Raw genomic sequence first — 23,854 nt, 5'->3', positions numbered from 1 at the left:
AGGCGTCGCGATTGCGTATCCTGTTCGTTCATCAGAATTTCCCGGGCCAGTTCGGCCATCTCGCGCAGGCCTTGGTGAAGGCCGGGCACCAGGTGCTCGCCCTGGCCATCGAGAGCCGTGGCGCCGTGCCGGGCATCGAGATCGTGCGCTATCAGCCCGATCGCGGGAGCACCCCGAACATCCACAGGCTGGCGGTCGAGTTCGAGACAAAGACGATCCGCGGCGAAGCCTGCGCACGCGCGGCAGCCGGGCTGCGGCAGCGGGGCTTCACCCCTGATATCATCGTCGCACATCCCGGCTGGGGCGAAAGCCTGTTCCTCAAGGATGTCTGGCCCGACGTGCCATTGCTGTGCTTTCTGGAATTCTATTACCGGCTGCAGGGCGCCGATGTCGGCTTCGATCCGGAATTCCCGCCTTCCGGCTGGGAAGGCGCGGCCCGGGTGCGGGCGAAGAATGCGCATCTTGCCCTGACACTGGAGACGATGGACCGTGGCTACAGTCCGACGCACTGGCAAAAGGCGGTGCATCCGACGATCCACCACCCGAAAATCGAGGTCATCCACGACGGCATCGACACGGCGCTGCTCGCCCCAGATGCCACGCGCGCCCTGAAGCTCGGGGAGACCGGACCGACGCTCGTGCCCGGCGATGAAGTGCTCACCTTTGTCGCACGCAATCTGGAGCCGTATCGTGGGTATCACGTTTTCATGCGGGCTCTGCCGGAAATCCAGCGCCGCCGGCCACACGCCGTGACACTGATTGTCGGTGGTGAGGGCGTTTCCTACGGCCAGGCCCCGGCAAGCGGCACATGGAAGCAGCGCTTCCTGAACGAAGTCAGGGACCGCCTGGACATGTCGCGGGTTTTCTTTCTTGGCAAGCTGCCGTACGATGATTACCTGACGGTGCTGCGGCTGTCGCGTTGTCACATCTACCTGACCTATCCGTTCGTGCTGTCATGGTCGATGCTGGAAGCAATGAGTACCGGTTGCCTGGTGCTTGGCTCCGCGACCCCGCCGGTGCAGGAAGTCATCGAGGACGGCGTGAACGGGTTGCTGGTGGATTTCTTCGATACCGACCTGATCGCGGAAAAGGCCTCACTGGCGCTGGACAGGTTCCAAAATCTCCTGCCCCTGCGCCAGGCCGCAAGGCAAACCGTCGTCGACCGCTATGATCTCGTCTCGGTATGCCTGCCGGCACAGCTTGCGCTGCTCGATCGGTTGGCTTCAGCAGGCCCGGTCATGACCGTAGCGGAGCAAAACCGGCGCCTGTAAGGCCCATCCCTTCCAGGCTGGAGACGTCACCGGCAAGTCCGGCGCCGTATACGGGCGCCGCAGGAATCCGCCACTACCGTTGGTGCGGACACGGGCAGGCTTGGGTGGCGCCCCCCTGCACAGGGTCGAAAAGTACATGAACATTCAGGGCATCATGAACCCTGGCTCGGCCATGACAAATCATGGTGCGTACCGGCCTCATGATGCGTATTAATCATCCTCTCTAGGTGAAAAATTCATTCCCTACTCTTTGCAGAGTTTACTTGGCAGAAAAGCACAAGAACCACTGGAATCGGCCACTGAAACAGTAAACGCCTGCATTAGTGCGTGGCGTTGCACAGGATCATCACACGGCACGCCATGCCAGCCCTGCCCCCCGAACTGCAGGCCACGTACGCCGAGCTGCTCGATACCTTGCTGGAGGAAGCGTCAGCCATATCCGGCATCATCCAGCGCGGCCTGGTCAGCAAGACGGTCAAGGGGCACCGCTTCTGGTATCTGCAGTATCGCGGCTCCGACGGGCGGCGCCACGAGAAATACATCGGCCCCGAAACGCCGGAATTGCTGGAACGCGTGCGCCATCAGCAGCGCTTCCTCGCGGCCGAGCGCGCAAGGCGGGTGCTCGTGCGCGCCCTGGTGGGTGGGCGTGCCGTGCCGCAGGTACCCGTGGATATCGGCCGCGTGCTGACGCTGCTTTCCGAAAACGGACTCTTCCGCGACGGCGCGGTGCTCTTCGGCACGCTGGCGCTGCGTGCCTATGGGCCGATGCTGGGAATGTCGCTGAGCAATGCCATGCTGGTTGACGAAAAGCCCGGCGCCCGGTCGTTCCGCGTCATCTCCATCGCCGTCGAGGGCATGGTACCGCCGGTACTCGACCTGCTGAAAACCATCGACCCCGCTTTCCGCCTGGCCGATCCGCCGCATGTGCCACCGGACACCTACGTTTCCGCAGCGAAGCGGCTGAAGGTCGAGTTCGTCATTCCACTTCCGGCCCACGCCCCCGGCGCCCCGGCGCGCAGGCTGCTCGGCTATCTCCTGTGCGAGAAGCAGCCCGGCGTCATCCTGTGCACCAGTGGCGTCCTGGTGAACGTGCCCGACCCGGCCCGCTTCGCCTGGTGGCGCCTGCTGGCCTCGGGGCGACGGATGCCGCAATCCGTCCTGCACGCGCAGGCCGCAATGCTGTTCGACGCCCTGGTCCGCGAAAACCCGGACGCGGTGGTGACGACATGGCACGAACTGCGCCACGACGGCCGCGATCAGTGGCAGACCGCGGCCCTGGCAATGTTGCACAAGCTGCCGCAGCCGGTGCGCGACGCGGTGCTCACGCTGATCGGCCGGAAGCCCGAATAGGTCCGTTTGGTCACGCCCCTGCCATCACCGCGATGGAGCGATTTGCACAGGCCGAAGCGCGGGTTTGCGGTATCATGTAGCACAAGCCACCGCTGGCCGGTTCGCGTTCTGAGATCGGCTATCTACTCTCGTCCCACTGGTATGCGGAAGGAGAGTGGCGGTGGCCGAGCAGCATGTCATCCGTGTATTGCGTGACAAGCGCTCCGAGTTGGCGGGGCTGGTGAAAGGCCTGGAGTGGGAGCTGGGCGAGCACCGCGCTGCCCTGATGCATCTCGATGTCACCATGCGGCTGTTCGATCCGGAAACCCGGCCCGAGGAGATCGGCCCTCGACAGCGGCGGCGATGCAATGCCTGGTTCCGCCCTGGTGAATGCCTTCGGCTGATCTACGACGTGCTGCGCGATGCGCCGCAGCCGATGACGACGCGCGAGGTGGTCGAGCGGATGACGGAGCTGAAGAGCATTTCGCTCAGCGACGATTGCCAGCACGCCTTGATCCAGAAGACCGTTCTGGCATCGCTCAACCGCGCCAAGGACACGATCGAGCGGGTCGAGACCGCCGGCGTGGTCAGATGGCGGGTACGTCAGGCCGCCCGGGAACGCTGCCAATAGCCGCAGAAGTCGATCGATGGCCGGCCCCGCAAAGCCAGGCGGACCACCCCATGCACCTGCTCGCCGTTGCTGACGCGCCGCGCGTCTTCCCGCCAGGCGGCTTCCTGGGCATAGCGGAGGAGATACGGCCCGGCGATGTGGTGGTGGTGCCCCAGCTCGCTGCGGCGCAGACGGGAAAAATAGGACTCCGCGCCGTTGGTGCAGGCGCCCCCGATGCTATAGCCCTCCTGGTGGTTGACACGCCGCATCGGAAAGTGGGCATGCAGCCTGTTCCAGGCCGGGCTCTCGTCGGCATGCAGCTCGGTGGCTTGGGCGATCCGCTGGGAAATGATCGGCAGCACAGCTTCCTCGGCCGGCACCACCTGCACCAGCGTGGGGCCGCGGCGTTCGCGCATCACCACGACGACCTGGCGCTTGCCCGACTGGTTCTCGGCGAGTCGCCGGTCGACCCGGTTCGCCGCTAGATTGGCTGGCCGGACATGGCCGCCGAAATAGGCGCCGTCGAGCTCGACCTCACGTCCTGCACCGCCGATGCGCAACGCCTTCGTGCTGGACGCCATTGCCTCGCGCATTTTGTGCGCCAGGACGAATGCCGTCTTGTACTGGACATCGAGCTCACGGGAGAGCGCGAGCATGCTGTGGCCCTTGACCTCGTTGCAGAACGCGACGACGGCCAGCAGATAGGTGCGCAACGGCAGCTTGTGGTGCGCAAACAGCGTCCCCGAAGTAATGGAGAAATCGCCGCGGCACGCTTTGCAACGCCAGCGCGGCCGGTCCGGTGATCTCGGGCAGGCGTAGCAGATCATGCAGCCGCAGCCAGGGCAGACCGGCTTGCCGTCGGTTTCAGGCCAGCGGAGGCGCACGAACACGTTCACCACGCCGCTATCCGACATGCGCATGACCTTCGCCGTACTGAGCGAGCGTGCCGCCGCGGAAAGCAGGAAATGTTGCGCCATGGCCAGCCACCTGCAATGATCCCAACCCTTTCCTGCCAGAAGCCCGGCAGGAGTACAAGGCTGATTTCGCTCGTGGCGGCAGCTCCATAATGCCGCGGGTTTGCACCCAGGCAGCAGCCCGGTCGCCTATGCGCCGACCGCAATCAGCTTCGATGCCACTGGCGGTCGCGACGGGTACAGCCGCAGACCATCGTCCACCAGATCGACCTTCGCGGCGGGGTAGACAGCCAACGCCAGTTCAAGGCTCTTTTTGAACGTCTGCTTGAACTTCCGCAGCTCCGCGACGCCTTGGCCAAACTGCCCCTTCGCAGCCCGCCAGGATAGCGGCGTTGGCTCTTTGAGTGAATGCAGGCGGTACGCAAGCCAAACGTATATATCGAGCGCCTGCGAGTTGTTGTTGATTGCCTGGATCGCGGCATCCTCGACGGGAACAGGATGCTTCCTCAATTGCTCAAAGAAATTTTCCCCCAGTTTCACCGCTTCCAGGAAGCGCGGCCGGGGGCTATCGGATTCTTCGAACATGCCCGCTTCGACGATCGGCTGGCGAACAAAGCCCTTCTTTTGCCCTGCAGTGAAGTAAAAGGTGATGTTGCACGTTCCGATGCGCAGTGCCTGCTCACGTACACCATCAATCGCCTTTCCGCCGACGGCCTTGATACCCATCCGGCCAAGCCATTGGCGCAGGCTCTTCCCAAGCTCTATTTCCCGGCTGCCGGTCTTGAGCGCCGTGGTCTGCAGGTAAAGCAGGATCAGCCGCGCCCGTGAACCAAACGGCACCCCGATGGGCACTGTCTGCTCGCCGATGACCTCGATACCTGGCTGGATGATCAAACTGATCGGACCGCTGTCCACACGCCAGATTTCATCATCCTGGGTACGCTTGTGAGGCAAAGCGGTCTGGCACCACCCCGAATACAGGAAGTTGGTTCCGCCTTCCTCGTTGCTCAAATAGGCTTCTGCGGTTTCCACAATGCCGCGTTCGAGGCCGCTTTCCAGAGCTGCCTGCCGCCCCCTGCTCGCCAGAAGCTCATGCACCTGTCCCATGCGCCTGATCATGCCCGAATGGTCGGCAGTCGGGAGTGCGTACTTTGGGTACGGCAGCTACTAGGAAGAGCTACTAGATTCTTATACTGGTTATGCGTACCCAGAGTACGCGGGATAACTCTGTAAGCCATTGATCTGTAATAAGTGGTCCAGGCAGGGCGTACCCAGAGTACGCACCCGGCGTACCCAGAGTACGCACTCGCCCTGTGGATATCGGGCTGCTCCAGCCGACAAGACTGCGAACTCTGGAATCACTCGGGCAAGTGTTTCAAAAATCTGCATTTTTCCAGGAGAGTTATCCACAGCATCTGTGGATAACATTTGCAATGCATTGAAAGTAGGCTGAAGCCAAAGCGCAAGGAGGTGCTACAAGAGTTCGCACCCAACCTGCACTCCAGGCTGCGACTCGGGAGCCCCCTGAGGTGCTACAAGAGTTCGCGCCGGCGGATTCAAACCACCGGGCACACCGTGAACCGAAGCGCCGGCCATTCCGCCTGCACGCGCGCCAGCGCCTGCCAGGGGGTCCAGTCCGCGCTCCAGAACCGCAAGCGGAAGCCAGGCCGGTCCCCATCAGGCGCAGGCGATGATCCGGCCGGCGGCACGATGACCTCCTCGATCCGGCGCAGCGGCCAGGTGGTGCCCCAGTTCTCCCACAGCCAGGCGATGGCGCGCGGGTCGTCATCGCCGAGCCGCAGGATGTCGAAAGGGACCGGCACAAGGCTGTGCAGGTCGAACGGGCAGGCACGGCTGACGCCGACCATGCTGACCGCGTCCTCGTGCTGGGCCCACACCGCCTCCCGCAACTGGCGGGCGAGAATGCGGGCGCCCGCGAGGCTGATCGGGCGCTCGCCGGCAGGCGCGGTCAGGAAGAGGTGGAACCAGTCTTCTTCCATACGGTCGTAGTCATGGACCCACGGGATGATGCCGGCGCCGGCAGCGGCGGCGCGGAAGGTGGCGATCAGGTCGGCGGGCCCGGTCACGCTGAGCGTGGTCTGGACCCAGTCCGGCTGCGGCAAGGCCAGCACCCCAACCGCGGCAGGCGGCGCAGCGACGGCCCGGGCCGCCCGCCGCCGCCCCGGCCCGACGGGCAGGCCGAACGCGCTCTCGCCACCTGCCAAGGCTCAGAGCCCCAGCAGCTTCGCCGGACTGTCGCTGACCAGTTTGGCGCGACGGACGTAGCCGCGCATGGTCTTGAGGTCGGCGTGACGGGTATGGGCCATGATCTGCTCGTCGCGGGCCCCGGCCAGGTAGGCCTCGGTGACGAAGCCGGCCCGCAGGCCGTGCGGAGAGAGGCGCTCGCCCCCGGGCACCTCGATGCCGGCCTGCTTCGCGCGCCGGAGCAGGATCTGACGGACCGCATCGGGATGCAGGCGGCGATGCTCGATGTTGCCCCAGAGGTCCACCTTGCGGAAAACCGGGCCGAACTGGCAGTCCGAGGCCAGCAGCCAGGCTTCCAACGCCCGCACGGGACAGGTCTCGCGGCGATTGCCCTTGGGAATGCCGATCTCCACCCCCGCGCCCTCCTGGTCGCCCTTGCTGCGGGGAATGGTGAGGCGGATGCCGCTCTCGCGCAGGACCAGGTGCTCGCGGTTAATGCCGACCAGTTCGGACCGGCGCAGCGCCCCGGCGAAACCAAGCAGGATCATGGCGCGGTCGCGCAGGCCGGTGAGATCGTCCCGGCAGGTGGCGACGAGCTTGCGGATCTCGGCGGTGGTCAGTGCGGCCGCGCGGCGCACGGCACTGCCGTGACGGCGGCCGATGCCACGCAGCGTGGTGCGAATAAGCGGGTGCGAGGGGATCCACTCCTGGCCCGCCAGCTTGTGCGCCTGGCCGATGGCGGCGAGGCGGCGCTGGATGGTACTGCGGGCATGCGTGGCCGCCATGGCGGCGAAATACGCAGCGACGGTCTGCGGCGCGGCCGGCAGAGGGGACAGGTTGGCGGCGCGGCAGAAGGCAGTGAAGTCGGCCCAGTCGGCACGATAGGCGCGGCGCGTCGCCGCGGAGTGGGCGTCAGCGGCGTAGTCGCGGGCGGCCGCGAAGGCTGCGGCGCCGGAAAGGGCGGGAAGGGTTTCGGCCATGGCAAGTCCGCACCAGGATACGTCCAGTCTGGCAGCTTGTCAGGCGGGATGGTGCAAAAATGCAGCTTCCTCCCCCGTGCGTCGGCCGGTCAGGGAGCATGCCATCGGACGGGCCTCGACTTTGCCCCTGTGAGGCGCGGTGGAACGAGGTATCGGTTGTCGCGTGACCCGGCTAATGATCGCGTAAATTGTGTATTTTACAACAGCCTTCGTGTTTTCTGGATCAGAATAAATATTTCCCATGATCATGATCGAATTTCGTCATGAGCATTGCGGTCGTGGTCCACGTGTCCGATCGTCCATCCTTACCCTACTTGTTTCCAACGAGACCTGGGCGGAGGCAGCGCAGCGTGGCGACACGCTGGCCGTCGTGCGCCTGGATCGGCTCGGCTGCTCGCGCGTGGCCGGGGGGAGGCATCGAATTGCACGACTGAAATTCGCAGTTTTGCAATTGACACTCCCGCAACGCAACGGCACGCTAACGTATAAGTTATAAAATAACGTTGTGAAAGCATATTATCCGTGACCGACTCCCCGAGCACCGCATGGCGTGACCTCTTCGACATTCCCGACGGCCTGATCTATGCGGATGCCGCCTTCATGACGCCCATTCCGCATCGTGTGCGAGAGGCCGGCGAGGCTGGCATTCTGCGCAAAACCGCGCCGTGGACCCTGTCCCGCGCCAGCTTCTACGACGGCATCGAGGCCCTGCGCGGAGCCGCGTCCGGGCTGATCGGCGCGGCCGCGGACGACATCGCCATCGTCGCCGCCACCAGCTACGGCATTGCGACCGCCGCCGCCAACCTGCCGCTCGCCGCCGGCGAGGCGGTGCTGACGATGCAGCAGGAACATCCCTCCCAGGTGTTCGCATGGATCCGCGCCGCCGAACAGGCCGGCGCGGTGCACGAAGAACTTCCCCGCCCCGACGACAGCAACTGGACCAGCGCCATCCTGCGGCGCCTGGAGGCCAGGCAGGGTCCGCGCATCGCCATTCTGGCGCTGACCCATGTGCACTGGACCGATGGCACCGCCCTGGACCTGGAGACCATCGGCGCGGCAGCGCGCCAGCACGGCGCGGCGCTGGTGGTGGACGGCACACAGTCTGTCGGCGTCCGCCCCCTGGACGTACGGCGCGTGCAGCCGGATTTCCTGGCCTTTGCCACCTACAAATGGCTGCTTGGCCCGTACGGGCTGGCGCTGCTCTACGCGGCGCCGCACCGCCAGAGCGGCCAGCCGCTGGAAGAGCACACTTTCAGCCGCCTCGGTGCCGATCAGATCACCAACCGGTACGGCCGGGAACTGCGTTTCATGCCCGGCGCGCGACGTTACGACATGGGGGAGCGTGCCAACTTCGTCACCGTGCCGATGGCCGTCGCGGGCATCGGCATCCTCCAGGAAATTGGCGTGCCCCGCATCGAGGCCCGCCTGCGCGCGCTGACCGACCGTTTGGTAAAGGGCGCTTCCGCACTGGACCTGCACGCCGCGCCGCATCGCGCCGCACACCTGCTCGGCCTCACCGGCCCGGGTTTCGATGCCGCCGCTGCCGTCGCCGCGCTGCGCGCCCGCAACATTCATGTCAGCGCCCGCGAGGACCGGCTGCGGATCGGCCTTCACATCTACAACGACGAACGCGACGTCGATGCGCTCCTGCAGGCGCTGGCTGAGTTCAGGCAAGCCGGCCGCTGAGCTTCGCTCCTTTCCCGACAACTGAGGTGACCATGTTCTTCAGCAAGAGCCGGCACGTCGTGCTGGCGGCACTCGGGGCGCTGCTGCTCCTGGCGCCGATGGCCGACCCGGCCTTTGCCGGCACCACGCTGGACCGCATCCGCCAGCGGGGCGAACTCGTCTGCGGCGTCAGCCAGGGTTCCGCCGGTCTCTCTCTGCCCGATAGCCAGGGTGTCTGGCGCGGGCTGGACGCCGACTACTGCCGCGCCCTCGCCGCCGCCGTGCTGGGGGACGCAAAGAAGGTGCGCTTCCAACCTCTGAGTTCGGCGCAGCGCTTCGCCGTACTGCAATCGGGCGAGATCGATGTGCTCTCGCGCAACACCACCTGGACCTCGGGGCGCGACGGGCCGCTTGGCCTGATCTTCGTCGGCACCATCTTCTACGACGGCCAGGCCTTCATGGTCCCGGCGCGGCTGGGCGTGCACAGCGCCAAAGAACTGGGCGGCGCGACGGTGTGCGTGCAGCCCGGAACGGTCAACGAGCAGAACCTCGCCGACTATTTCTCCGCCAACAAGCTTGCCTACCGGTCCGTGGTGATCGAAAGCCTGCCGGAGTTGGAAGCCGCGTTCTATGCCGGACGCTGCGACGTCTATCTCTCCGACGCTTCCACCCTGGCGGCCAGCCGCGCCGCGCGCGCACCACGCCCGGCCGATTTTGTCATCCTGCCCGAGCGCATCAACAAGTCGCCGCTCTCGCCGGTGGTGCGCGCCGACGACGTGGCGTTCTTCCAGATCGCCCGCTGGACACTCAACGTCCTGATCAACGCCGAGGAACTCGGCGTCACCAGCAAAAGCGTCGAGGCCGACCGCGCCTCCACCAACCCCGACGTCAAACGTCTGCTCGGTGTCACGCCTGGCATCGGCAAGGCGTTCGGCCTGCCAGAGGACTGGGCCGCCCGCGTCATCACCCAGGTGGGCAATTACGGCGAGATCTTCGCGCGCAATCTCGGCCCCGACACACCGCTGGCGCTGGCGCGTGGCCAGAACGCGCTGTGGCGGGACGGCGGATTGCTCTACGGCCCCCCCATCCAATAACGCCATGACAGAGGCGGAAAGTCGTCGCGACGCCTGGCTCGGCACGGGCGTCGCGCTGCTCATCCTGGTTTTGCTGTGGCTGGCGCTGACATCCGCGCTGGCCCGGCGGGGATTGAGCCTGGACTTTTCCGCTCTCGGCGGCCGTGCCGGCTTTGCCGTGGCGGAGGGCGTTCTCGAGGTCTCCCCCGACGCCGCCGCCTGGTGGGCCATCCTGGCGGGGCTGCTGAACACGGTGCGGGTGGCCGGCTGCGCGGTGCTGCTGGCCCTGGCGCTGGCGGTGCCCCTGGCCATCGCGCGCCATTCCCCCTGGCAGATGGCGCGCACCCTGGCCACCTGGATCATCGAGCCGCTGCGCAACACGCCGCTGCCGCTGCAACTTTTCCTCTGGTACGGGCTGCTGCTTAACCTGCCCGGGCCACGCGCGGCGTGGCACCTGCTGCCGGGTGTGCTGCTGAGCAATCGCGGTCTGGCGTTGCCCAGCTTCGTGAACGGCACCCTCAGCGTTCCGGCCCTGCAAGGCTTCAACATCGAGGGCGGGGTGTCGCTCAGTCCGGAGTTCTGCGCCCTGGCCTTTGGACTCGGCGTCTTCCACGCGGCCTACCTGGCGGAGGTGCTGCGCGCGGGACTGGCAGCCGTCCCTGCCGGGCAGACGGAGGCGGCGACGGCGCTCGGCCTGCCGAACCGTCTGGCGCTGCGGCTGGTGATCCTGCCGCAGGCATTGGGTTTCGCCCTGGCGCCCGGCATCTGGCAGGTGCTGCAACTGGTCAAGAACGCCTCGCTCGGGCTGCTCATCGGCTATCAGGATCTGGTCGGCGTGACGAACATCGCGGTCAACCAGACCGGGCGCGGTCTGGAAGGGCTGATCCTGGTGGTGCTGACCTATCTGGCACTGAACGGAGTGCTGGTGCTGGCCTTGCGCGCGCTGGAACGCCCCTCCAGCCGGACCGCGCTGCAACCCGCTGCCCCCCACAAGTGGACGGGGCGGCACGGCCGGGCCGGTCATTGGGGGAATGTGGCGCTGGGCGGTGCGCTGGCGCTGGCAATCGGCTACTGGGGCATCGATCAGGCCGCCTTCACCGGGGGGCCGCGCGCCTGCGCGGCGGCGAACGGTGCCTGCTGGGCGGTGGTTGAGGAGAAGTGGCGTCTGATCCTGTTCGGCAGCTATCCACTGGCGGAACAATGGCGCCCGGCGCTGGCGACCGCGCTGCTGGCCCTGGGCCTGCTGGGCACCGGCCGGGTGGCCGGGCGGCATCCGGTGCGCGCTGCACTGGGCTGCCTGGTGCTGCTGGCGCTGTGGGGCTGGTTGATGGGCGGGGGCGGCGGGCTGGCTCCCGTCCCCAGTGCCGACTGGGGCGGGTTGCCGCTCACGCTCGGTCTGGCGGCGCTGGCGCTGATCCTGGGCGCGTTCATCGCCCTGCCACTTGCCCTCGGGGGCCAGTCCCGACACCTGGCGCTGCGGGTGACAACAGGAATGATCATCGCCCTTTTTCGCAGCGTGCCGGTGGTCGTGCTGCTCCTGGCGGCCAGCGTGCTGCTGCCGCTGTTGCTGGCGCCGGACTGGAGCGGCAGCAAGTTGGCGCGCGCCCTGGCGGCGCTGATCGGCGTCACGGCCGCGCAACTGGCCGTGGTGCTGCGCTCCGCCCTGCGCGCCCTGCCGGCCGGACAGGTGGAGGCAGCCCGCAGCCTGGGGCTTTCCGCGCCAGCCACCTTGATGCTGGTGCAACTGCCGCAGGCCCTGCGCATCGGCCTTCCGGCCGCGGTGAACGTGTTCGTCTCGACGGTAAAGGATACGTCGCTGGTGCTGGTGGTGGGGCTGCTTGACCTGACGGCAACCACGCAGCTCGCGGTCCAGGAGCCCCAGTGGCGCACCGCCGCACCGGATGCCTACCTGCTGCTTGCGGCCACGTATTTTCTCATCTGCTACCCGCTGGGCCGATACGCCGATGCCCTGCGGGCGCGCAGGGAGGCAACATCGCAAGGCTGACCCGGTCCGCGACCACAGGATCGCCGGAAGCATGCCAGCCCGCGCCGTCGCGCCCCAACACGGCCTGCGCATCGGGGGGCAAGAATCCCGCACCTACTCCGCCGCGGCGCCCATCCCTGGCATCTGCTGGCGGACCAGGCGCGCATAGGTCCCGCCCCGCGCCAGCAACGCGGCATGGTCGCCGGATTCCACCACCCGCCCGCCTTGCAGGACCAGGATCAGGTCGGCGTCGCGGATGGTGGAGAGCCGGTGCGCGATCACCAGCGTCGTGCGGTGCCGCATCAATGTGTCCAGGGCCGCGCGGATCTGCGCCTCGCTGATCGAATCGAGGTGCGAGGTCGCCTCGTCCAGCACCAGGACCGGCGCATCCTTCAGGAAGGCGCGCGCGATGGCGATGCGCTGGCGCTGGCCGCCGGAGAGCTGCACGCCACGCTCCCCGACGCGCGTCGCCAGCCCCTCTGGCAGGGCGGCGACGAAATCCCCCAGCGCCGCCTGCCCGACCGCGCGCGCCAGATCGGCCGCGCTCGCCTCCGGCCGGGCCAGGCGGATATTCGCCTCCAGCGTGTCGTTGAACAGGTAGGTGTCCTGAGCAACCAAGGCAACGTGCCGGCGCAACCCGTCGAGCGTGAGCCGCGGCAGCGCGACGCCATCCAGCGTGACCGCTCCCCGCTCCGGATCCCAGAAGCGCAGCAGCAGGTTGGCGATGGTGGATTTACCGGCGCCCGAGGGGCCGACCAGCGCCACCGTCGCCCCGGGCGGCACGCGGATGTCGACGCCCTCCAGCGCCGGACGGGTACGGCCCGGATAGGTGAAGCGCACCGCCTCGAAGGCAATGGCCGAGCCGCCCGGCGGCGCCACCGGCTCCAGCATGCCACTGCTCACCGCCGGCACCTCGCGCTCCACCACCCGCAGCCGTCGGGTCGAGGCGATGGTGTCGGCCAGTTGCCGCCCGACCTGACTGATTTCGGAGACCGGCAGAAAGGCGGCGACAGAGAGCAGGATCAGCAACGGCAGCAACGCCGGGTCGAGCTGCCCGGCCGCAGCCATGGCAGCGCCCGCCGTCGCCACCGCGAGCCCGCCCAGCCCCGTCGCCACCTCGAGCCCGACTGCGGCGCGCGAGAGGTCATCGAGCAGCGCCAGTCGGAGCCTGCGGTACTCCACCAGCACCGCCAGGAAGCCGGCCCGGCGGCGGCCGACCGCCTGGAAGGCCTGCAGGTCGGCCAGCCCCTGGATGGTCTCCGTCACCTGGGCGCCGAGCTGCCCGAGAGCGGCCCGCGCCGCCGCCCCCTGCCGGTCGATCCGGGCCCGCCCGCGCAGCGGCGAGAGCGCGGCCCAGCCCAGGAAGGGCAGCAGCGCCAGCGCCAGGGGCCAGGCAATCGCCGCCAGCACGCCGAGCACGACCGCCGGAACCAGCAGGGCAATCACCGCCGGCGCCACGGTATGGGCGTAGAAATACTCTACCGTCTCGACATCCTGGGTCGCCAGCGCCACCAGGTCGCCGGAGCGCCGGCGCAGCAGGTAGGCCGGCCCCAGCGCATCCAGCCGGGCGAACAGATCGATCCGCATCTCCGCCAGCAGCCGGTAGGCCATGTCGTGCGCCAGCCAGGATTCGAGCCAGTGCAGCAGCGCCGCCAGGGGGGCCGCGACCAGCAGGCCGATCGCCCAGGGAGCGACCGGCGCCCCTGCCCGCACCGCGGCAATGAGCAGGGCGCCGAGCGCGCCGACGCCGATGAAAGCGGCGACCCGGCCGATCCCGAGCAGCACGGTCACCGCCAGCTTGCCGCGCCAGGGCCGGATGACGTGGAGGAGGCTGCCGAGCGTCTCCCGCCAACCGATCGACAGGGCCTCCGTGTTCAGGTCACGCGGCGCCACCCCGGCATCGTCCGCGCTCCGGGCCTCCGGCGCCGCCACAGGCAGGGTCGCCGCCGCGCCGTTGCCGGCCGCCTGCTCCCCCATCAGCCGGCGATAGATGCCGTCCTCGCGCAACAACGCGGCATGGGTCCCCTCCTGCACCACGCGCCCGTGGTCGATGACCAGGATGCGGTCGGCGCCGATCACGCTGGACAGGCGATGCGCCAGGATCAGCGTGGTGCGACCCTGCATCAGCCGGCCCAGCGCTTGCTGGATGACCGCCTCGTTCTCGGCGTCCACCGCCGAAAGCGCCTCGTCCAGCACCAGGATCGGCGCGTCGCGCAACAGCGCGCGGGCGATGGCCAGGCGCTGGCGCTGCCCGCCCGAGAGCATCACCCCGCGCTCGCCGATCAGCGCGCCATAGCCGCCGGGCAGGGCCTGGATGAAGTCGTGCGCATTGGCGGCGCGGCAGGCCGCCTCGATCTCCGCCTGGCTCGCCTCCGGCCGGCCGAGACGCAAATTGTCCTCCACCGTGCCGTGGAACAACACGCTGTCCTGGGCGACGATCGCCACCCGGCCGCGGATGCTGTCCGGATCGAGGCCGCGCAGGTCGTGCCCGCCGATGCTGATGCGGCCGGATTGTGGATCGTGCTGGCGCAGCAACAGCCGCAGGATGGAGGATTTCCCCGCCCCGCTCGGCCCGACGATGCCGATCCGCTCGCCAGCGGCGATGCGGAAGCTGAGCCCGTCATGCGCCGGCCCCCGTCCGCCCGGATAGGCAAAGCGCACGGCGTCGAAGACGATGCCGGGCGGGGCATCCGCCGGCAGCGCGGCGCCGCCCGGCGGCACGGCCGGCTCGGCCGCCAGCAGCGCGTTGATGCCGGAGGCCGCCGACTGGCCGATCATGCCCTGATGCAAAACAGAGCGCAGGTCGCGCAACGGCCGGAAGATCTCGGTGCCCGCCATCAGCACCACCAGCAGCGCCTCCAGGCTCATCTCCCCGGTGGCAACGCGGTGCGCGCCGAGGATCAGCGCCAGGGCGGCGCCCAGCGCCATGCCGAGGTCGGTGATGCCCCGCGTCAGCACGCTGAGCGCCAGCACCCAGAACGTGCTGCGATACAGCGCGCGGGCACGCTCGGCCAGCCGCTCCCCCCAGGCGCGGCTCTGGCCGAAGGCCTGCAGCGTCGGCAGGCCCTGCACCGCGTCGAGGAACTCGCCACCGAAGGCCTTGAAGGCACGCTGCCGGGCGATGGAGGCGCGGCGGTCCCAGCGATGGGCCAGCGCCGGCAACACCAGGGTCAGCAGCGCCGCCACCAGCAACACGGCCGCGACGGGCACGTCCCAGAAGGCGATGAAGGCGAAGATGACGACGGGGGCGCAGGCGGCGATCGCGAGCTGCGGCAGGTACTGGCCGAAGAAGGTCTGCAATTGCTCGACGCCGTCGACCATCGACAGCATCACCCCGCCGGTACGCTCCCCGGCGAACCAGGCCGGCCCGAGAGCGGCAATGCGATCGAACAGCGTGCCGCGCAGGCGTCCCTGGACCTCGGCCGCGGTGCGATGGGCAATGACCGCGCGCGCATGATCGAGCCCGGCCCGCAGCAACACCGCGGCGATGGCGGCGAGGAGCGGCAGCAAGACTGCCCCCAGCCCCGCCCCGGCGAAAACCAGCGCCAGCCCCTGGCCCAGGAAGGCGAAGCGGGCAATCCCGGCGGCCAGCGCCAGCAGGCCGAGCAACACGCCGCCCGCCATCATCCCGCGCAACCCTGCCGTCATGCGCCATAGGGTCAGGTCGAAATACATCGGCGGCTCCATGGGGTGGGCGTGATCGGGCGGAATGGTGCGGCGTTGCGCGAGGCCCACGCAAACGCGAGTTTTTCATCCGCTGTTGAGCTAGATTGGACAGCGATGACCCATCGCATCCCTCCGCTGGCGGCGCTGCGGGCCTTCGCTGCCGTCGCGCGACACGGCAGCTTCGCCCGCGCCGCCGAGGCGCTGCACGTCAGTACCAGCGCCATCAGCCACCAGATCCGCGGATTGGAGGCGGAACTGGGCCTGAAGCTGCTCCACCGGGCGACCAATGGCGCCGGCAGCGCGCGCACCGCGCCGACCGCGGCTGGCATCCTGTTGCTGCAAGGCGTGGAGACGGCTTTCGCCCAGCTCACCGCGAGCTGCGATGCGGTGCGGGCCGCGGCAGGCCGGGAACGGCCGGTGCTGACGATTTCCGCCAACGGCTCGCTCGGATCGCTGTGGCTGGCGCCGCGTCTGGCCACGTTCGCCGCGCAGCACCCGAGCGTCACCTGGCACATGCGGGCGATCGAGGAGGAGCCGGACCTGCAGCGCGAGGGCCTCGACCTCGCCATCGGCCGGGCGCGGCCGGGGGCGATCGACGCGGGCGAGCGGCTGTTGTTCGCCGAGACGGTGTTCCCGGTGTGCAGCCCGGCGCTGGGGCTGCGGGGGGTGGCGGAGGAATTGCTGCGGCACGGGCTGCTGGAGGAGGAGCACGGCACCAGCCCGGAGAAGGGGTGGCGGACCTGGCTCGCCGCGCTGGGCCTGCCGGATGCCCGCGCCACCATCGTGCGGTTCAGCAATTTCAACCAGGCGATCGGCGCGGCCATCGCCGGGGCCGGGATCGCGCTCGGCCGCTCGCCGATGGTCGACGACGAGTTGGCGGCCGGGCGGCTGGTGCGGCTGTTCGCGCCGCGGCAGATGCCGGGGTCCTGGGTGTTCGTGCTGCGGCGGCGCCACGGCACCGCGCCCGATCCGCACGTCGCCCAGCTCCACGACTTCCTGCTGGCGGCGGGCGGCGCCGAGTGCCTGTCCCGGTAGGGCATGGCGGCAGGTGATGATGCCGCATGCGAGGTGGAGCAGGGCGAGGCCGAACTCTTCGGTCCCGGACACCGACATCGTGCTGTTCTCGCGCTTCCCGGTCTGTGGCGCCCATGAGGGGCACGCCATCCTCGACTTCGTGGCCGGGAACCGCTCTCTGCTGCCCCCCTCCACGGTGCATTCCGACACGCACGACCGGTCGGCTGCGATCTTCGGCCTGGCGCGCCTGCCCTCCGCCTTGCCCGCGCCAGCCGGGCAATCACGGTTTCATCAAGACACAGTTCGCAACATCTCTTCAGGTTGCCTTTTGGTTTTGGAATGCGCTTGATGGGTCATGCCCATCCCAGATGCGGGTCATGCGGTCCTTGCTGCGTGCCGGGCCGGACGTCCTTGACGTTGCGCGCCGCGGCAGCCCTTGTCCGCCGACCTTGGCCGCTTCCTTCATCCGAGACATTCATGGGGATCACGCACCACCTCTCCGCAACCGACGTCATTCTCGACCTTGCCGCCGCCGACAAGCAGGACCTGCTGCGACTCCTGGCGGCCGAGTCCGCCAGCCGGCTCGGCCGCCAGGAGCAGGAAATCCTTGATGCCTTGCAGGCACGCGAGAGCCTCGGCCCGACCGCCCTGGGCCGCGGGGTCGCGCTGCCCCATGCCCGGCTGGAAGGCGACCCTCCGCCGGTCATGATCTTCGCGCGCTTGCGGCGCGCGGTGGACTTCGAGGCCCGCGACGAAAGGCCGGTGGACCTCGTCATCCTCGTGCTCTGGCCGGAGGCCTCCCCCGGGGGCTTCCTGCCCGCACTGTCCGAGGCCTGCCGGGCGCTGCGCGAACCGCAGGCGCTGCGCCGGCTGCGGGAGGCGAGCTCGGCCGAGGAAATCGTCGCGATCCTGGAGCGGTACGGCCGCCCACCCGAGGACTCACCGGTGGACGGGTGATGCGCCGTCAAACCCTGGCGCACCATTTTTCGTCGCCCACCGTGTCCTGAGACCCCATGATGCCCGACGCCCTGCTCCTGCCTGCCCTGGTGGCCCTTCCCTTCGCCGGTGCGATCGTGGCCGGGCTGCTGCCGACGCACGCGCGCAACATCGCTTCGGGCCTGGCCGGCGTGGTCGCACTCACCTGCCTGGGGCTCGTCTGGGCAGCCTACCCGACCGTCTCGGCGGGCGGCGTGCTGCGGGCCAGGGTGGAGTGGGTCCCCTCGCTGGGGCTTGATCTGGCACTTCGCATGGACGGCTTCGCCTGGCTCTTTGCCGGGCTGGTGAGCGGGATCGGGGCGCTCGTGGTGCTCTACGCGCGCTACTACATGTCCTCCGACGATCCTGTGCCGCGATTCTTCGCGTTCCTGCTTGCCTTCATGGGCGCGATGATGGGAGTTCTGGTCTCGGGCAACCTGATCCAGCTTGTTTTCTTCTGGGAACTGACGAGCCTCTTCTCCTTTCTGCTGATCGGGTACTGGCACCATACCGCCGCCGCCCGCGATGGCGCGCGCATGGCCCTGGTCATCACCGCCCTGGGCGGGCTGGCCCTGTTCGCCGGCGTGCTGATACTGGGCCACATCGTCGGCAGCTACGACCTTGATGCCGTGCTGGCGGCGGGGGACCGTATCCGCCGGCATTCGCTCTACCTGCCGGCGCTGATCCTGATCCTGCTCGGGACGCTGACCAAAAGCGCCCAGTTCCCCTTCCATTTCTGGCTGCCGCACGCGATGGCGGCGCCGACGCCGGTGTCGGCCTATCTGCACTCGGCCACGCTGGTGAAGGCGGGCGTGTTCCTGATGGCACGGCTGTGGCCGGTGATGGCAGGCACCGAAGCGTGGTTCCTGATCGTGGGGATGGCCGGCCTGGTCACGCTGCTGCTCGGCGCCTACATCGCGATCTTCCAGAACGACCTCAAGGGCCTGCTGGCCTATTCGACCATCAGCCACCTTGGCCTGATCACACTGCTGCTCGGCCTGAACAGCGAACTGGCCCTGGTCGCGGCGGTGTTCCACATCCTGAACCACGCCGCCTTCAAGGCCTCGCTGTTCATGGCGGTCGGCATCATCGACCACGAGACCGGCACGCGCGACATCCGACGCCTGTCGGGCCTGAACCGCTCGATGCCCTTCACGGCCCGGCTCGCGCTGGTCGCCGCCGCGGCGATGGCCGGCGTGCCGCTGCTGAACGGATTCCTGTCCAAGGAAATGTTCTTCGCCGAGGCGCTGTCGGCCGGGACATTGCTGTCGGGGCCGCTCGACGTGCTCCCCCTCGCCGCGCTGCTGGCAAGCATCTTCAGCGTCGCCTATTCGCTCCGCTTCATCCACGGCGCCTTCTTCGGGCCGGATCCGACGGATCTGCCGCGCAGCCCGCACGAACCGCCGGCCTGGATGCGCTTCCCGGTGGAAGTCCTTGTGCTGGCATGCATCATGGTGGGCTTGCTGCCGGCCGCGACGGTCGGTCCCTTTCTCGCCATCGGTGTCCGTGCCGTGCTGGGCGACAACGTGCCGTACTACAGCCTGGCGGTGTGGCACGGCTTCAACCTGCCCCTGCTCATGAGCGTGGTCGCGATGGTCGGCGGCGTGGCGCTCTATCTGCTCCTGCAAAGGCGGCTGCGCAGCCGCATCGAAGGCCCCCCGCTGATCCGCCGCCTGGAAGGCCGGCGTATCTTCGAGCGCGCCCTGGTCTTCCTCTCCTGGCGCCTGGCAAGGCAACTGGAAAAGCTCGCCGGCACGCGGCGCCTGCAGCCGCAGCTCCGCCTGATCGTCGGCGCCGCCATCCTTGCGGGGGCCGGCGCGGTGTGGCTGCGCGGCTTCGGGCCGGGGAATCTCCCGCCCTCGCCGGTGGATCCGGTGCTCGCGCTCATCTGGGGGGTGGGCGGCGCCTGCGCGCTGGGCGCGGCCTGGCAGGCCAAGTTCCACCGCCTCGCCGCGGTGGTCCTGGCCGGCGGCACGGGGCTGGTCATCTGCCTGACCTTCGTCTGGTTCTCCGCACCCGACCTCGCACTGACACAGCTGACCGTGGAGGTGGTGACGACCGTGCTGCTGCTGCTCGGCCTGCGTTGGCTGCCGCAGCGGCACCAGACCCCCGGAGAGCGCGGGCCAGAGGTGCTGACACGCACGCGCCGGGGACGCGACCTGACCATCGCGGCGGCGGCCGGCAGCGGGCTGGCGGCGCTGTCCTACGCGGTGATGACACGCACGCCACCCGACCTGCTGGCGCGCGACTTCCTCGAGAGGGCCTACACGGAAGGCGGCGGCACCAATGTGGTCAACGTGATCCTGGTGGATTTCCGCGGCTTCGACACGCTGGGGGAGATCTTCGTCGTCGCGACGGTGGCACTCACCACATACGCCCTGCTGCGCCGCTTCCGCCCGGCCCCCGAGAGCATCGAGATCCCCGAGCAGCAGCGCGACGGCACCATCGCGGGGGCCGCCGTCCCGGTGCAAGGCGGGGACAGGCGGGATGCCGGCTGGCTGCAGGTGCCTTTCCTGCTGACCCGGCTGCTGTTCCCGGTCATGGTCCTGGTGGCGGTGTTCCTGCTGCTGCGCGGCCACGACCTGCCCGGCGGCGGCTTCTCGGCCGGGATGGTCGTCGCCATCGCCGTGCTCGCGCAGTACATGATCGGCGGCAGGGACTGGACGGAAGAGCGGCTGCGGCTACATCCCCTCGTCTGGATGGGAACGGGGCTGCTGCTGGCCACCGGCACCGGTCTTGCCGCCTGGGCGTTCGGCCGCTCGTTCCTGACATCCTATTTCGGCTATCAGGACCTGCCGCTGATCGGACAGGTGCCGATCGCCAGCGCCCTGGTCTTCGACCTGGGGGTGTTCGGTCTTGTCGTCGGCGCCACGCTGCTGATGCTGGTCGCCCTGGCCCACCAGTCCTTGCGCGGCCACCGCTCCGCGCCCCGACGGCCGGCCGCTCCCGCGGAACGCGAGAGAGCCCCCGTCGCGCAGGGAGGCGAATGATGGAACTGGTCGTCTCGCTCGGCATCGGCGTGCTGACCGGATCCGGCGTATGGCTGTTGCTGCGGCCACGCACCTTCCAGGTGATCATCGGCCTGTCGCTGCTGTCCTATGCCGTGAACCTGTTCATCTTCTCGACCGGCGGGCTGCGCACCGCCGCAACCGCCATCCTGGAGCGGGGCGAAGCCGGCAGCCTCGTGCAGTACACCGACCCCGTGCCCCAGGCGCTGGTGCTGACGGCGATCGTCATCGGCTTCGCCACCACGGCGCTGCTGCTGGTGGTGCTGCTGGCAGCCCGCGGCCTGACCGGGACGGACCACGTGGACGGCCGGGAGCGCGAGCGATGAGCGGCTGGACCGACCACCTGGTGATCGCGCCGATCGTCGTGCCGATGCTGGCAGGCGCGGCCATGATCCTCGCCGCGGATCGCCGGCGCGGCGTGGCGGTGGCGCTCGGAATCGCCTCGACGGTCACGCTGGTCGCGCTGTCCGTCGTGCTGGTCGCGGTCGCCGACACGCCGGATGTGCGCATGTACCGGCTGGGCAGCTGGCCCTCGGTCTTCGGGATCGTCCTGGCGCTGGACCGGCTGTCGGCGATGATGGTGGCGCTGACCTCCGTGCTCGGCCTTGCGGCCCTGCTTTTCTCGCTGGCGCGCTGGGACCGCGCGGGCGCGCATTTCCACCCGCTGCTGCAGTTCCAGCTCATGGGGCTGAACGGGGCCTTCCTGACAGGCGACCTGTTCAACCTGTTCGTCTTCTTCGAGGTGACACTGGCCGCCTCCTACGGCATGGCGCTGCACGGCTCGGGGACCGCGCGCGTCCGGGCCGGGCTGCACTACATCGTCATCAATCTCGTTGCCTCGCTGCTGTTCCTGGTGGGGGTCAGCGTGGCCTATGGCGTCGCCGGCACGCTCAACATGGCGGACCTGGTGACGCGCGTGCATGACATCGGCGCCGAGGACCGCGCCCTGCTGGAAGCGGGCCTCGCCGTGCTCGGCGTCGCGTTCCTGGTGAAGGCGGCGATGTGGCCGTTCGGCTTCTGGCTTCCGGGCACCTACGCCGCGGCCGGGGCGCCGGCCGCGGCGATCCTGTCCATCCTGAGCAAGGTCGGCATTTACGCGGTGCTGCGCGTCTGGCTGCTGCTGTTCGGCGACACCGCCGGCCTCTCCGCGGGCTTCGGCAGTACCTGGCTGACGGCCGGCGGCCTGCTCACGATCGCCTTCGGCTCGATCACCGTGCTGGCGGCGCAGGACATGGCGCGACTGGCCGGGGCGAGCGTGCTGGTCTCCTCCGGCACCCTGCTCGCCGCCGCCGGGGTGGGGCAGGCTGCCGTCACGGGCGGCGCGCTGTTCTACCTCGCCAGCTCCGTCCTCGCGACCGCGGCGTTTTTCCTGCTGATCGAGCTGGTCGAGCGCGGCCGCGAAGTCGGCGCCGACGTCCTGGCCGTGACCCGCGCGGCCTTTGGCACGGGCGAGGAGGACGAGTTCCCCGACGAGCGGGATGAAGTGGGCATCCCCATCCCCGGCACCGTGGCCATCCTCGGCGCCTCCTTTCTCGCCTGCGCCCTGCTGCTCGCCGGCCTACCGCCGCTTTCCGGCTTCATCGCGAAGTTCGCCATCCTGGCCCCGCTGCTCGGCCCCGCGGGGACCGGGGTGCCGGGGATGAACTGGGCGCTGCTGGCCGCCCTGGTCCTGTCGGGGCTCGCAACGGTCGTCGCCATGCTCCGGACCGGCATCGACACCTTCTGGACCTCCCCCGCCGCCACCATTCCCCGCATCCGTCTCGTCGAGATCGCGCCGGTCGCACTCCTGCTGGTTCTCTGCGGCGCGCTCACCATCGGCGCGGGTCCGGCCATGAAGTACATGCAGGCGACCGCGGACGCGCTGCACACCCCGCGGGACTATCTCCGCAGCGTGCATGCGCCTCCGCCCCCCCCCCCGGGAGAGCGCAGATGACGCGCCGCCTGCGCTTCCCCGTGCTGATGCCCGCGTTGCTGGCGATCTGGTTGCTCCTGACCGCCAGCCTCTCCGCGGGCAACGTCCTGCTTGGGGCCCTGCTCGCCCTTGTCATCTCCGCGACCGCAACGGTGTTGACGCTTCCGCAGGGACGGCTGCGTCTGCTGGGCAGGACCGTCCCGCGCCTGCTGTGGACCGTGCTCGTGGAGGTCGTCCGGTCGAACACCGCCGTCGCGCGGATCATCCTGCGACTGGGCAGCCCCCGGCATCGCCGCTCGGGCTTCGTGCGGATCCCGCTCGACATGCGCAACCCCTACGGCCTGGCGACGCTGGCCTGCATCATCACGGCCACGCCAGGTACGCTCTGGGTGGACTACGACGACTCCGAGGGCACCATGCTGCTGCATGTGCTCGACCTCATCGACGAAGACGCCTGGGTCCGCATCATCAAGGACAAGTGGGAACGGCCGCTGATGGAAATTTTCACATGAGCGCCGCCGTGCTCGGCTGGTCCGTCCTGCTGGCGCAATTTCTCCTGGTCGCCGCGATGGGCGTTGCCGCCATCCGGATCCTGTGGGGGCCGCGGGCGCAGGACCGCGTGCTGGCGCTGGACGTGCTCTACGTCAACGCCGCGACGCTGCTGGTGGTCTTCGGCATCCGGACCGGCAGCACGTACTACTTCGAGGCGGCGCTGCTGATCACCCTGCTCGGTTTCGTCTCGACAGCCGCGCTGTCCAAGTTCCTCATGCGCGGAGAGGTGATCGAGTGACGCACGCCCTCGACCTCCCGACCTGGGCGGCCCTGCCCGTGTCGCTGCTGCTGGTGCTCGGCGCCGCCCTGTGCCTTGTCGGCGCGATCGGTCTGGTGACGCTGCGTAACTTCTACGACCGCATCCATGCGCCCACGCTCGGCACGACGCTGGGCATCGGCTGCGTCCTGCTGGCCTCGATGCTGTTCTTCTCCGTGCTGCAATCCCGCTTCGTGCTGCACGAGCTGCTGATCGCCGCTGCCGTGGTCGTCACCACGCCCGTGACGGTGATCCTGCTCGCGCGCGCCGCCCTCTCCCGTGACCAGCGGGAGGGCAGCCAGGAGGTTCCGCCGCCCCCCTTGCCCACTGAAAGCAGGGTCGATCGCGCGCAGGGGGGCTGAGCGGCCTTCCTGCGGCCGGGCAGAATAGCACGGTTCGGAGCACGAACCGGGAACAACGGCGCCGACCGGCTCCAGATC

General features: G+C 68.8%; 20 protein-coding genes. 15 read left to right on the top strand and 5 right to left on the bottom strand.

Features of this window, described 5'->3' with window-relative positions; translation table 11 throughout:
* Positions 1–11 precede the first annotated feature (11 nt).
* From NBY65_RS29470 to NBY65_RS29460, 3 genes are all read left to right on the top strand, one after another.
* Positions 12–1,271, top strand: coding sequence for a glycosyltransferase family 4 protein (locus NBY65_RS29470; protein ID WP_250265831.1), 1,260 nt, complete (start codon positions 12–14; stop codon positions 1,269–1,271).
* A gap of 360 nt (positions 1,272–1,631) precedes the next feature.
* Positions 1,632–2,621 (top strand): GSU2403 family nucleotidyltransferase fold protein, encoded by a 990-nt coding sequence (locus NBY65_RS29465; RefSeq protein ID WP_250265830.1) that lies wholly within the window; start codon positions 1,632–1,634, stop codon positions 2,619–2,621.
* 160 nt (positions 2,622–2,781) lie between these two features.
* On the top strand, positions 2,782–3,231 hold the full coding sequence (locus tag NBY65_RS29460) for a hypothetical protein (RefSeq protein WP_250265829.1): 450 nt from the start codon (positions 2,782–2,784) through the stop codon (positions 3,229–3,231).
* On the opposite strand, the gene NBY65_RS29455 is transcribed toward NBY65_RS29460, so the two are convergent.
* The 4 genes from NBY65_RS29455 to NBY65_RS29440 form a co-directional block, all read right to left on the bottom strand.
* Positions 3,204–4,187, bottom strand: a complete 984-nt coding sequence (locus NBY65_RS29455) for an IS1595 family transposase (protein ID WP_250265683.1) — start codon at positions 4,185–4,187, stop codon at positions 3,204–3,206. The genes NBY65_RS29460 and NBY65_RS29455 overlap by 28 nt on opposite strands.
* Positions 4,188–4,313: 126 nt before the next feature.
* Positions 4,314–5,231, bottom strand: a complete 918-nt coding sequence (locus NBY65_RS29450) for a replication protein RepA (RefSeq protein WP_250265828.1) — start codon at positions 5,229–5,231, stop codon at positions 4,314–4,316.
* Between the two features lie 449 nt (positions 5,232–5,680).
* Positions 5,681–6,349 (bottom strand): hypothetical protein, encoded by a 669-nt coding sequence (locus tag NBY65_RS29445; RefSeq protein ID WP_250265827.1) that lies wholly within the window; start codon positions 6,347–6,349, stop codon positions 5,681–5,683.
* Positions 6,350–6,352: 3 nt separating this feature from the next.
* The gene (locus NBY65_RS29440; protein WP_250265826.1) at positions 6,353–7,309 is read right to left on the bottom strand and encodes a site-specific integrase; all 957 of its coding nucleotides are present in this window, start codon (positions 7,307–7,309) and stop codon (positions 6,353–6,355) included.
* A 522-nt stretch (positions 7,310–7,831) separates the two neighbouring features.
* Here NBY65_RS29440 and NBY65_RS29435 point away from each other — a divergent pair.
* The 3 genes from NBY65_RS29435 to NBY65_RS29425 are packed head-to-tail and all read left to right on the top strand — an operon-like array spanning position 7,832 to position 12,052.
* Complete coding sequence (locus NBY65_RS29435; protein ID WP_250265825.1) at positions 7,832–8,995, top strand: aminotransferase class V-fold PLP-dependent enzyme; 1,164 nt, start codon at positions 7,832–7,834, stop codon at positions 8,993–8,995.
* A 32-nt stretch (positions 8,996–9,027) separates the two neighbouring features.
* Positions 9,028–10,068: an amino acid ABC transporter substrate-binding protein gene (locus NBY65_RS29430; protein ID WP_408904190.1), complete on the top strand. Its 1,041-nt coding sequence runs from the start codon at positions 9,028–9,030 to the stop codon at positions 10,066–10,068.
* 4 nt (positions 10,069–10,072) lie between these two features.
* On the top strand, positions 10,073–12,052 hold the full coding sequence (locus NBY65_RS29425; protein WP_250265824.1) for an ABC transporter permease subunit: 1,980 nt from the start codon (positions 10,073–10,075) through the stop codon (positions 12,050–12,052).
* 93 nt (positions 12,053–12,145) lie between these two features.
* On the opposite strand, the gene NBY65_RS29420 is transcribed toward NBY65_RS29425, so the two are convergent.
* On the bottom strand, positions 12,146–15,706 hold the full coding sequence (locus NBY65_RS29420; RefSeq protein ID WP_250265823.1) for an ABC transporter ATP-binding protein: 3,561 nt from the start codon (positions 15,704–15,706) through the stop codon (positions 12,146–12,148).
* 105 nt (positions 15,707–15,811) lie between these two features.
* On the opposite strand from NBY65_RS29420, the gene NBY65_RS29415 reads away from it, so the two are divergent.
* The 9 genes from NBY65_RS29415 (at position 15,812) to mnhG (ending at position 23,776) form a co-directional block, all read left to right on the top strand.
* Entirely contained in the window at positions 15,812–16,732 is a 921-nt protein-coding gene (locus NBY65_RS29415; protein ID WP_250265822.1) for a LysR substrate-binding domain-containing protein, read from the top strand.
* A 16-nt stretch (positions 16,733–16,748) separates the two neighbouring features.
* Positions 16,749–17,060, top strand: coding sequence for a Tn3 family transposase (locus NBY65_RS34165; protein ID WP_408904189.1), 312 nt, complete (start codon positions 16,749–16,751; stop codon positions 17,058–17,060).
* A gap of 128 nt (positions 17,061–17,188) precedes the next feature.
* Positions 17,189–17,668: a PTS sugar transporter subunit IIA gene (locus NBY65_RS29410; protein WP_250265821.1), complete on the top strand. Its 480-nt coding sequence runs from the start codon at positions 17,189–17,191 to the stop codon at positions 17,666–17,668.
* A 59-nt stretch (positions 17,669–17,727) separates the two neighbouring features.
* Positions 17,728–20,676 (top strand): monovalent cation/H+ antiporter subunit A, encoded by a 2,949-nt coding sequence (locus NBY65_RS29405; RefSeq protein ID WP_250265955.1) that lies wholly within the window; start codon positions 17,728–17,730, stop codon positions 20,674–20,676.
* Positions 20,676–21,020, top strand: coding sequence for a Na+/H+ antiporter subunit C (locus tag NBY65_RS29400; protein ID WP_250265820.1), 345 nt, complete (start codon positions 20,676–20,678; stop codon positions 21,018–21,020). Before NBY65_RS29405 ends, NBY65_RS29400 begins: the two co-directional genes overlap by 1 nt.
* A complete protein-coding gene (locus NBY65_RS29395) occupies positions 21,017–22,627 on the top strand; it encodes a monovalent cation/H+ antiporter subunit D (RefSeq protein WP_250265819.1) in 1,611 nt (536 codons plus the stop codon). The genes NBY65_RS29400 and NBY65_RS29395 overlap by 4 nt, the downstream gene beginning before the upstream one ends.
* Entirely contained in the window at positions 22,624–23,118 is a 495-nt protein-coding gene (locus tag NBY65_RS29390) for a Na+/H+ antiporter subunit E (protein WP_250265818.1), read from the top strand. The genes NBY65_RS29395 and NBY65_RS29390 overlap by 4 nt, the downstream gene beginning before the upstream one ends.
* Positions 23,115–23,396, top strand: a complete 282-nt coding sequence (locus tag NBY65_RS29385; RefSeq protein ID WP_250265817.1) for a K+/H+ antiporter subunit F — start codon at positions 23,115–23,117, stop codon at positions 23,394–23,396. The genes NBY65_RS29390 and NBY65_RS29385 overlap by 4 nt, the downstream gene beginning before the upstream one ends.
* Positions 23,393–23,776 carry a monovalent cation/H(+) antiporter subunit G gene (gene mnhG / locus NBY65_RS29380; protein ID WP_250265816.1) on the top strand — a complete coding sequence of 128 codons (384 nt, stop codon included), beginning with the start codon at positions 23,393–23,395 and terminating at the stop codon, positions 23,774–23,776. The genes NBY65_RS29385 and mnhG overlap by 4 nt, the downstream gene beginning before the upstream one ends.
* Positions 23,777–23,854: the final 78 nt, after the last annotated feature.

The organism is Rhodovastum atsumiense (assembly GCF_937425535.1).
Classification (GTDB): Bacteria; Pseudomonadota; Alphaproteobacteria; order Acetobacterales; family Acetobacteraceae; genus Rhodovastum; species Rhodovastum atsumiense.
This window is presented reverse-complemented; position numbering and strand designations above follow the sequence as displayed.

Excerpts from the sequence above, each read along its gene's own strand:
- NBY65_RS29465 (WP_250265830.1), top strand. The coding sequence starts at position 1,632 with ATGCCAGCCCTGCCCCCCGAACTGCAGGCCACGTACGCCGAGCTGCTC.
- NBY65_RS29455 (WP_250265683.1), bottom strand. The coding sequence starts at position 4,187 with ATGGCGCAACATTTCCTGCTTTCCGCGGCGGCACGCTCGCTCAGTACG.
- NBY65_RS29450 (WP_250265828.1), bottom strand. The coding sequence starts at position 5,231 with ATGGGACAGGTGCATGAGCTTCTGGCGAGCAGGGGGCGGCAGGCAGCT.
- NBY65_RS29440 (WP_250265826.1), bottom strand. The coding sequence starts at position 7,309 with ATGGCCGAAACCCTTCCCGCCCTTTCCGGCGCCGCAGCCTTCGCGGCC.
- NBY65_RS29430 (WP_408904190.1), top strand. The coding sequence starts at position 9,028 with ATGTTCTTCAGCAAGAGCCGGCACGTCGTGCTGGCGGCACTCGGGGCG.
- NBY65_RS29425 (WP_250265824.1), top strand. The coding sequence starts at position 10,073 with ATGACAGAGGCGGAAAGTCGTCGCGACGCCTGGCTCGGCACGGGCGTC.
- NBY65_RS29420 (WP_250265823.1), bottom strand. The coding sequence starts at position 15,706 with ATGTATTTCGACCTGACCCTATGGCGCATGACGGCAGGGTTGCGCGGG.
- NBY65_RS29415 (WP_250265822.1), top strand. The coding sequence starts at position 15,812 with ATGACCCATCGCATCCCTCCGCTGGCGGCGCTGCGGGCCTTCGCTGCC.
- NBY65_RS34165 (WP_408904189.1), top strand. The coding sequence starts at position 16,749 with ATGATGCCGCATGCGAGGTGGAGCAGGGCGAGGCCGAACTCTTCGGTC.
- NBY65_RS29410 (WP_250265821.1), top strand. The coding sequence starts at position 17,189 with ATGGGGATCACGCACCACCTCTCCGCAACCGACGTCATTCTCGACCTT.
- NBY65_RS29405 (WP_250265955.1), top strand. The coding sequence starts at position 17,728 with ATGCCCGACGCCCTGCTCCTGCCTGCCCTGGTGGCCCTTCCCTTCGCC.
- NBY65_RS29400 (WP_250265820.1), top strand. The coding sequence starts at position 20,676 with ATGGAACTGGTCGTCTCGCTCGGCATCGGCGTGCTGACCGGATCCGGC.
- NBY65_RS29395 (WP_250265819.1), top strand. The coding sequence starts at position 21,017 with ATGAGCGGCTGGACCGACCACCTGGTGATCGCGCCGATCGTCGTGCCG.
- NBY65_RS29390 (WP_250265818.1), top strand. The coding sequence starts at position 22,624 with ATGACGCGCCGCCTGCGCTTCCCCGTGCTGATGCCCGCGTTGCTGGCG.
- NBY65_RS29385 (WP_250265817.1), top strand. The coding sequence starts at position 23,115 with ATGAGCGCCGCCGTGCTCGGCTGGTCCGTCCTGCTGGCGCAATTTCTC.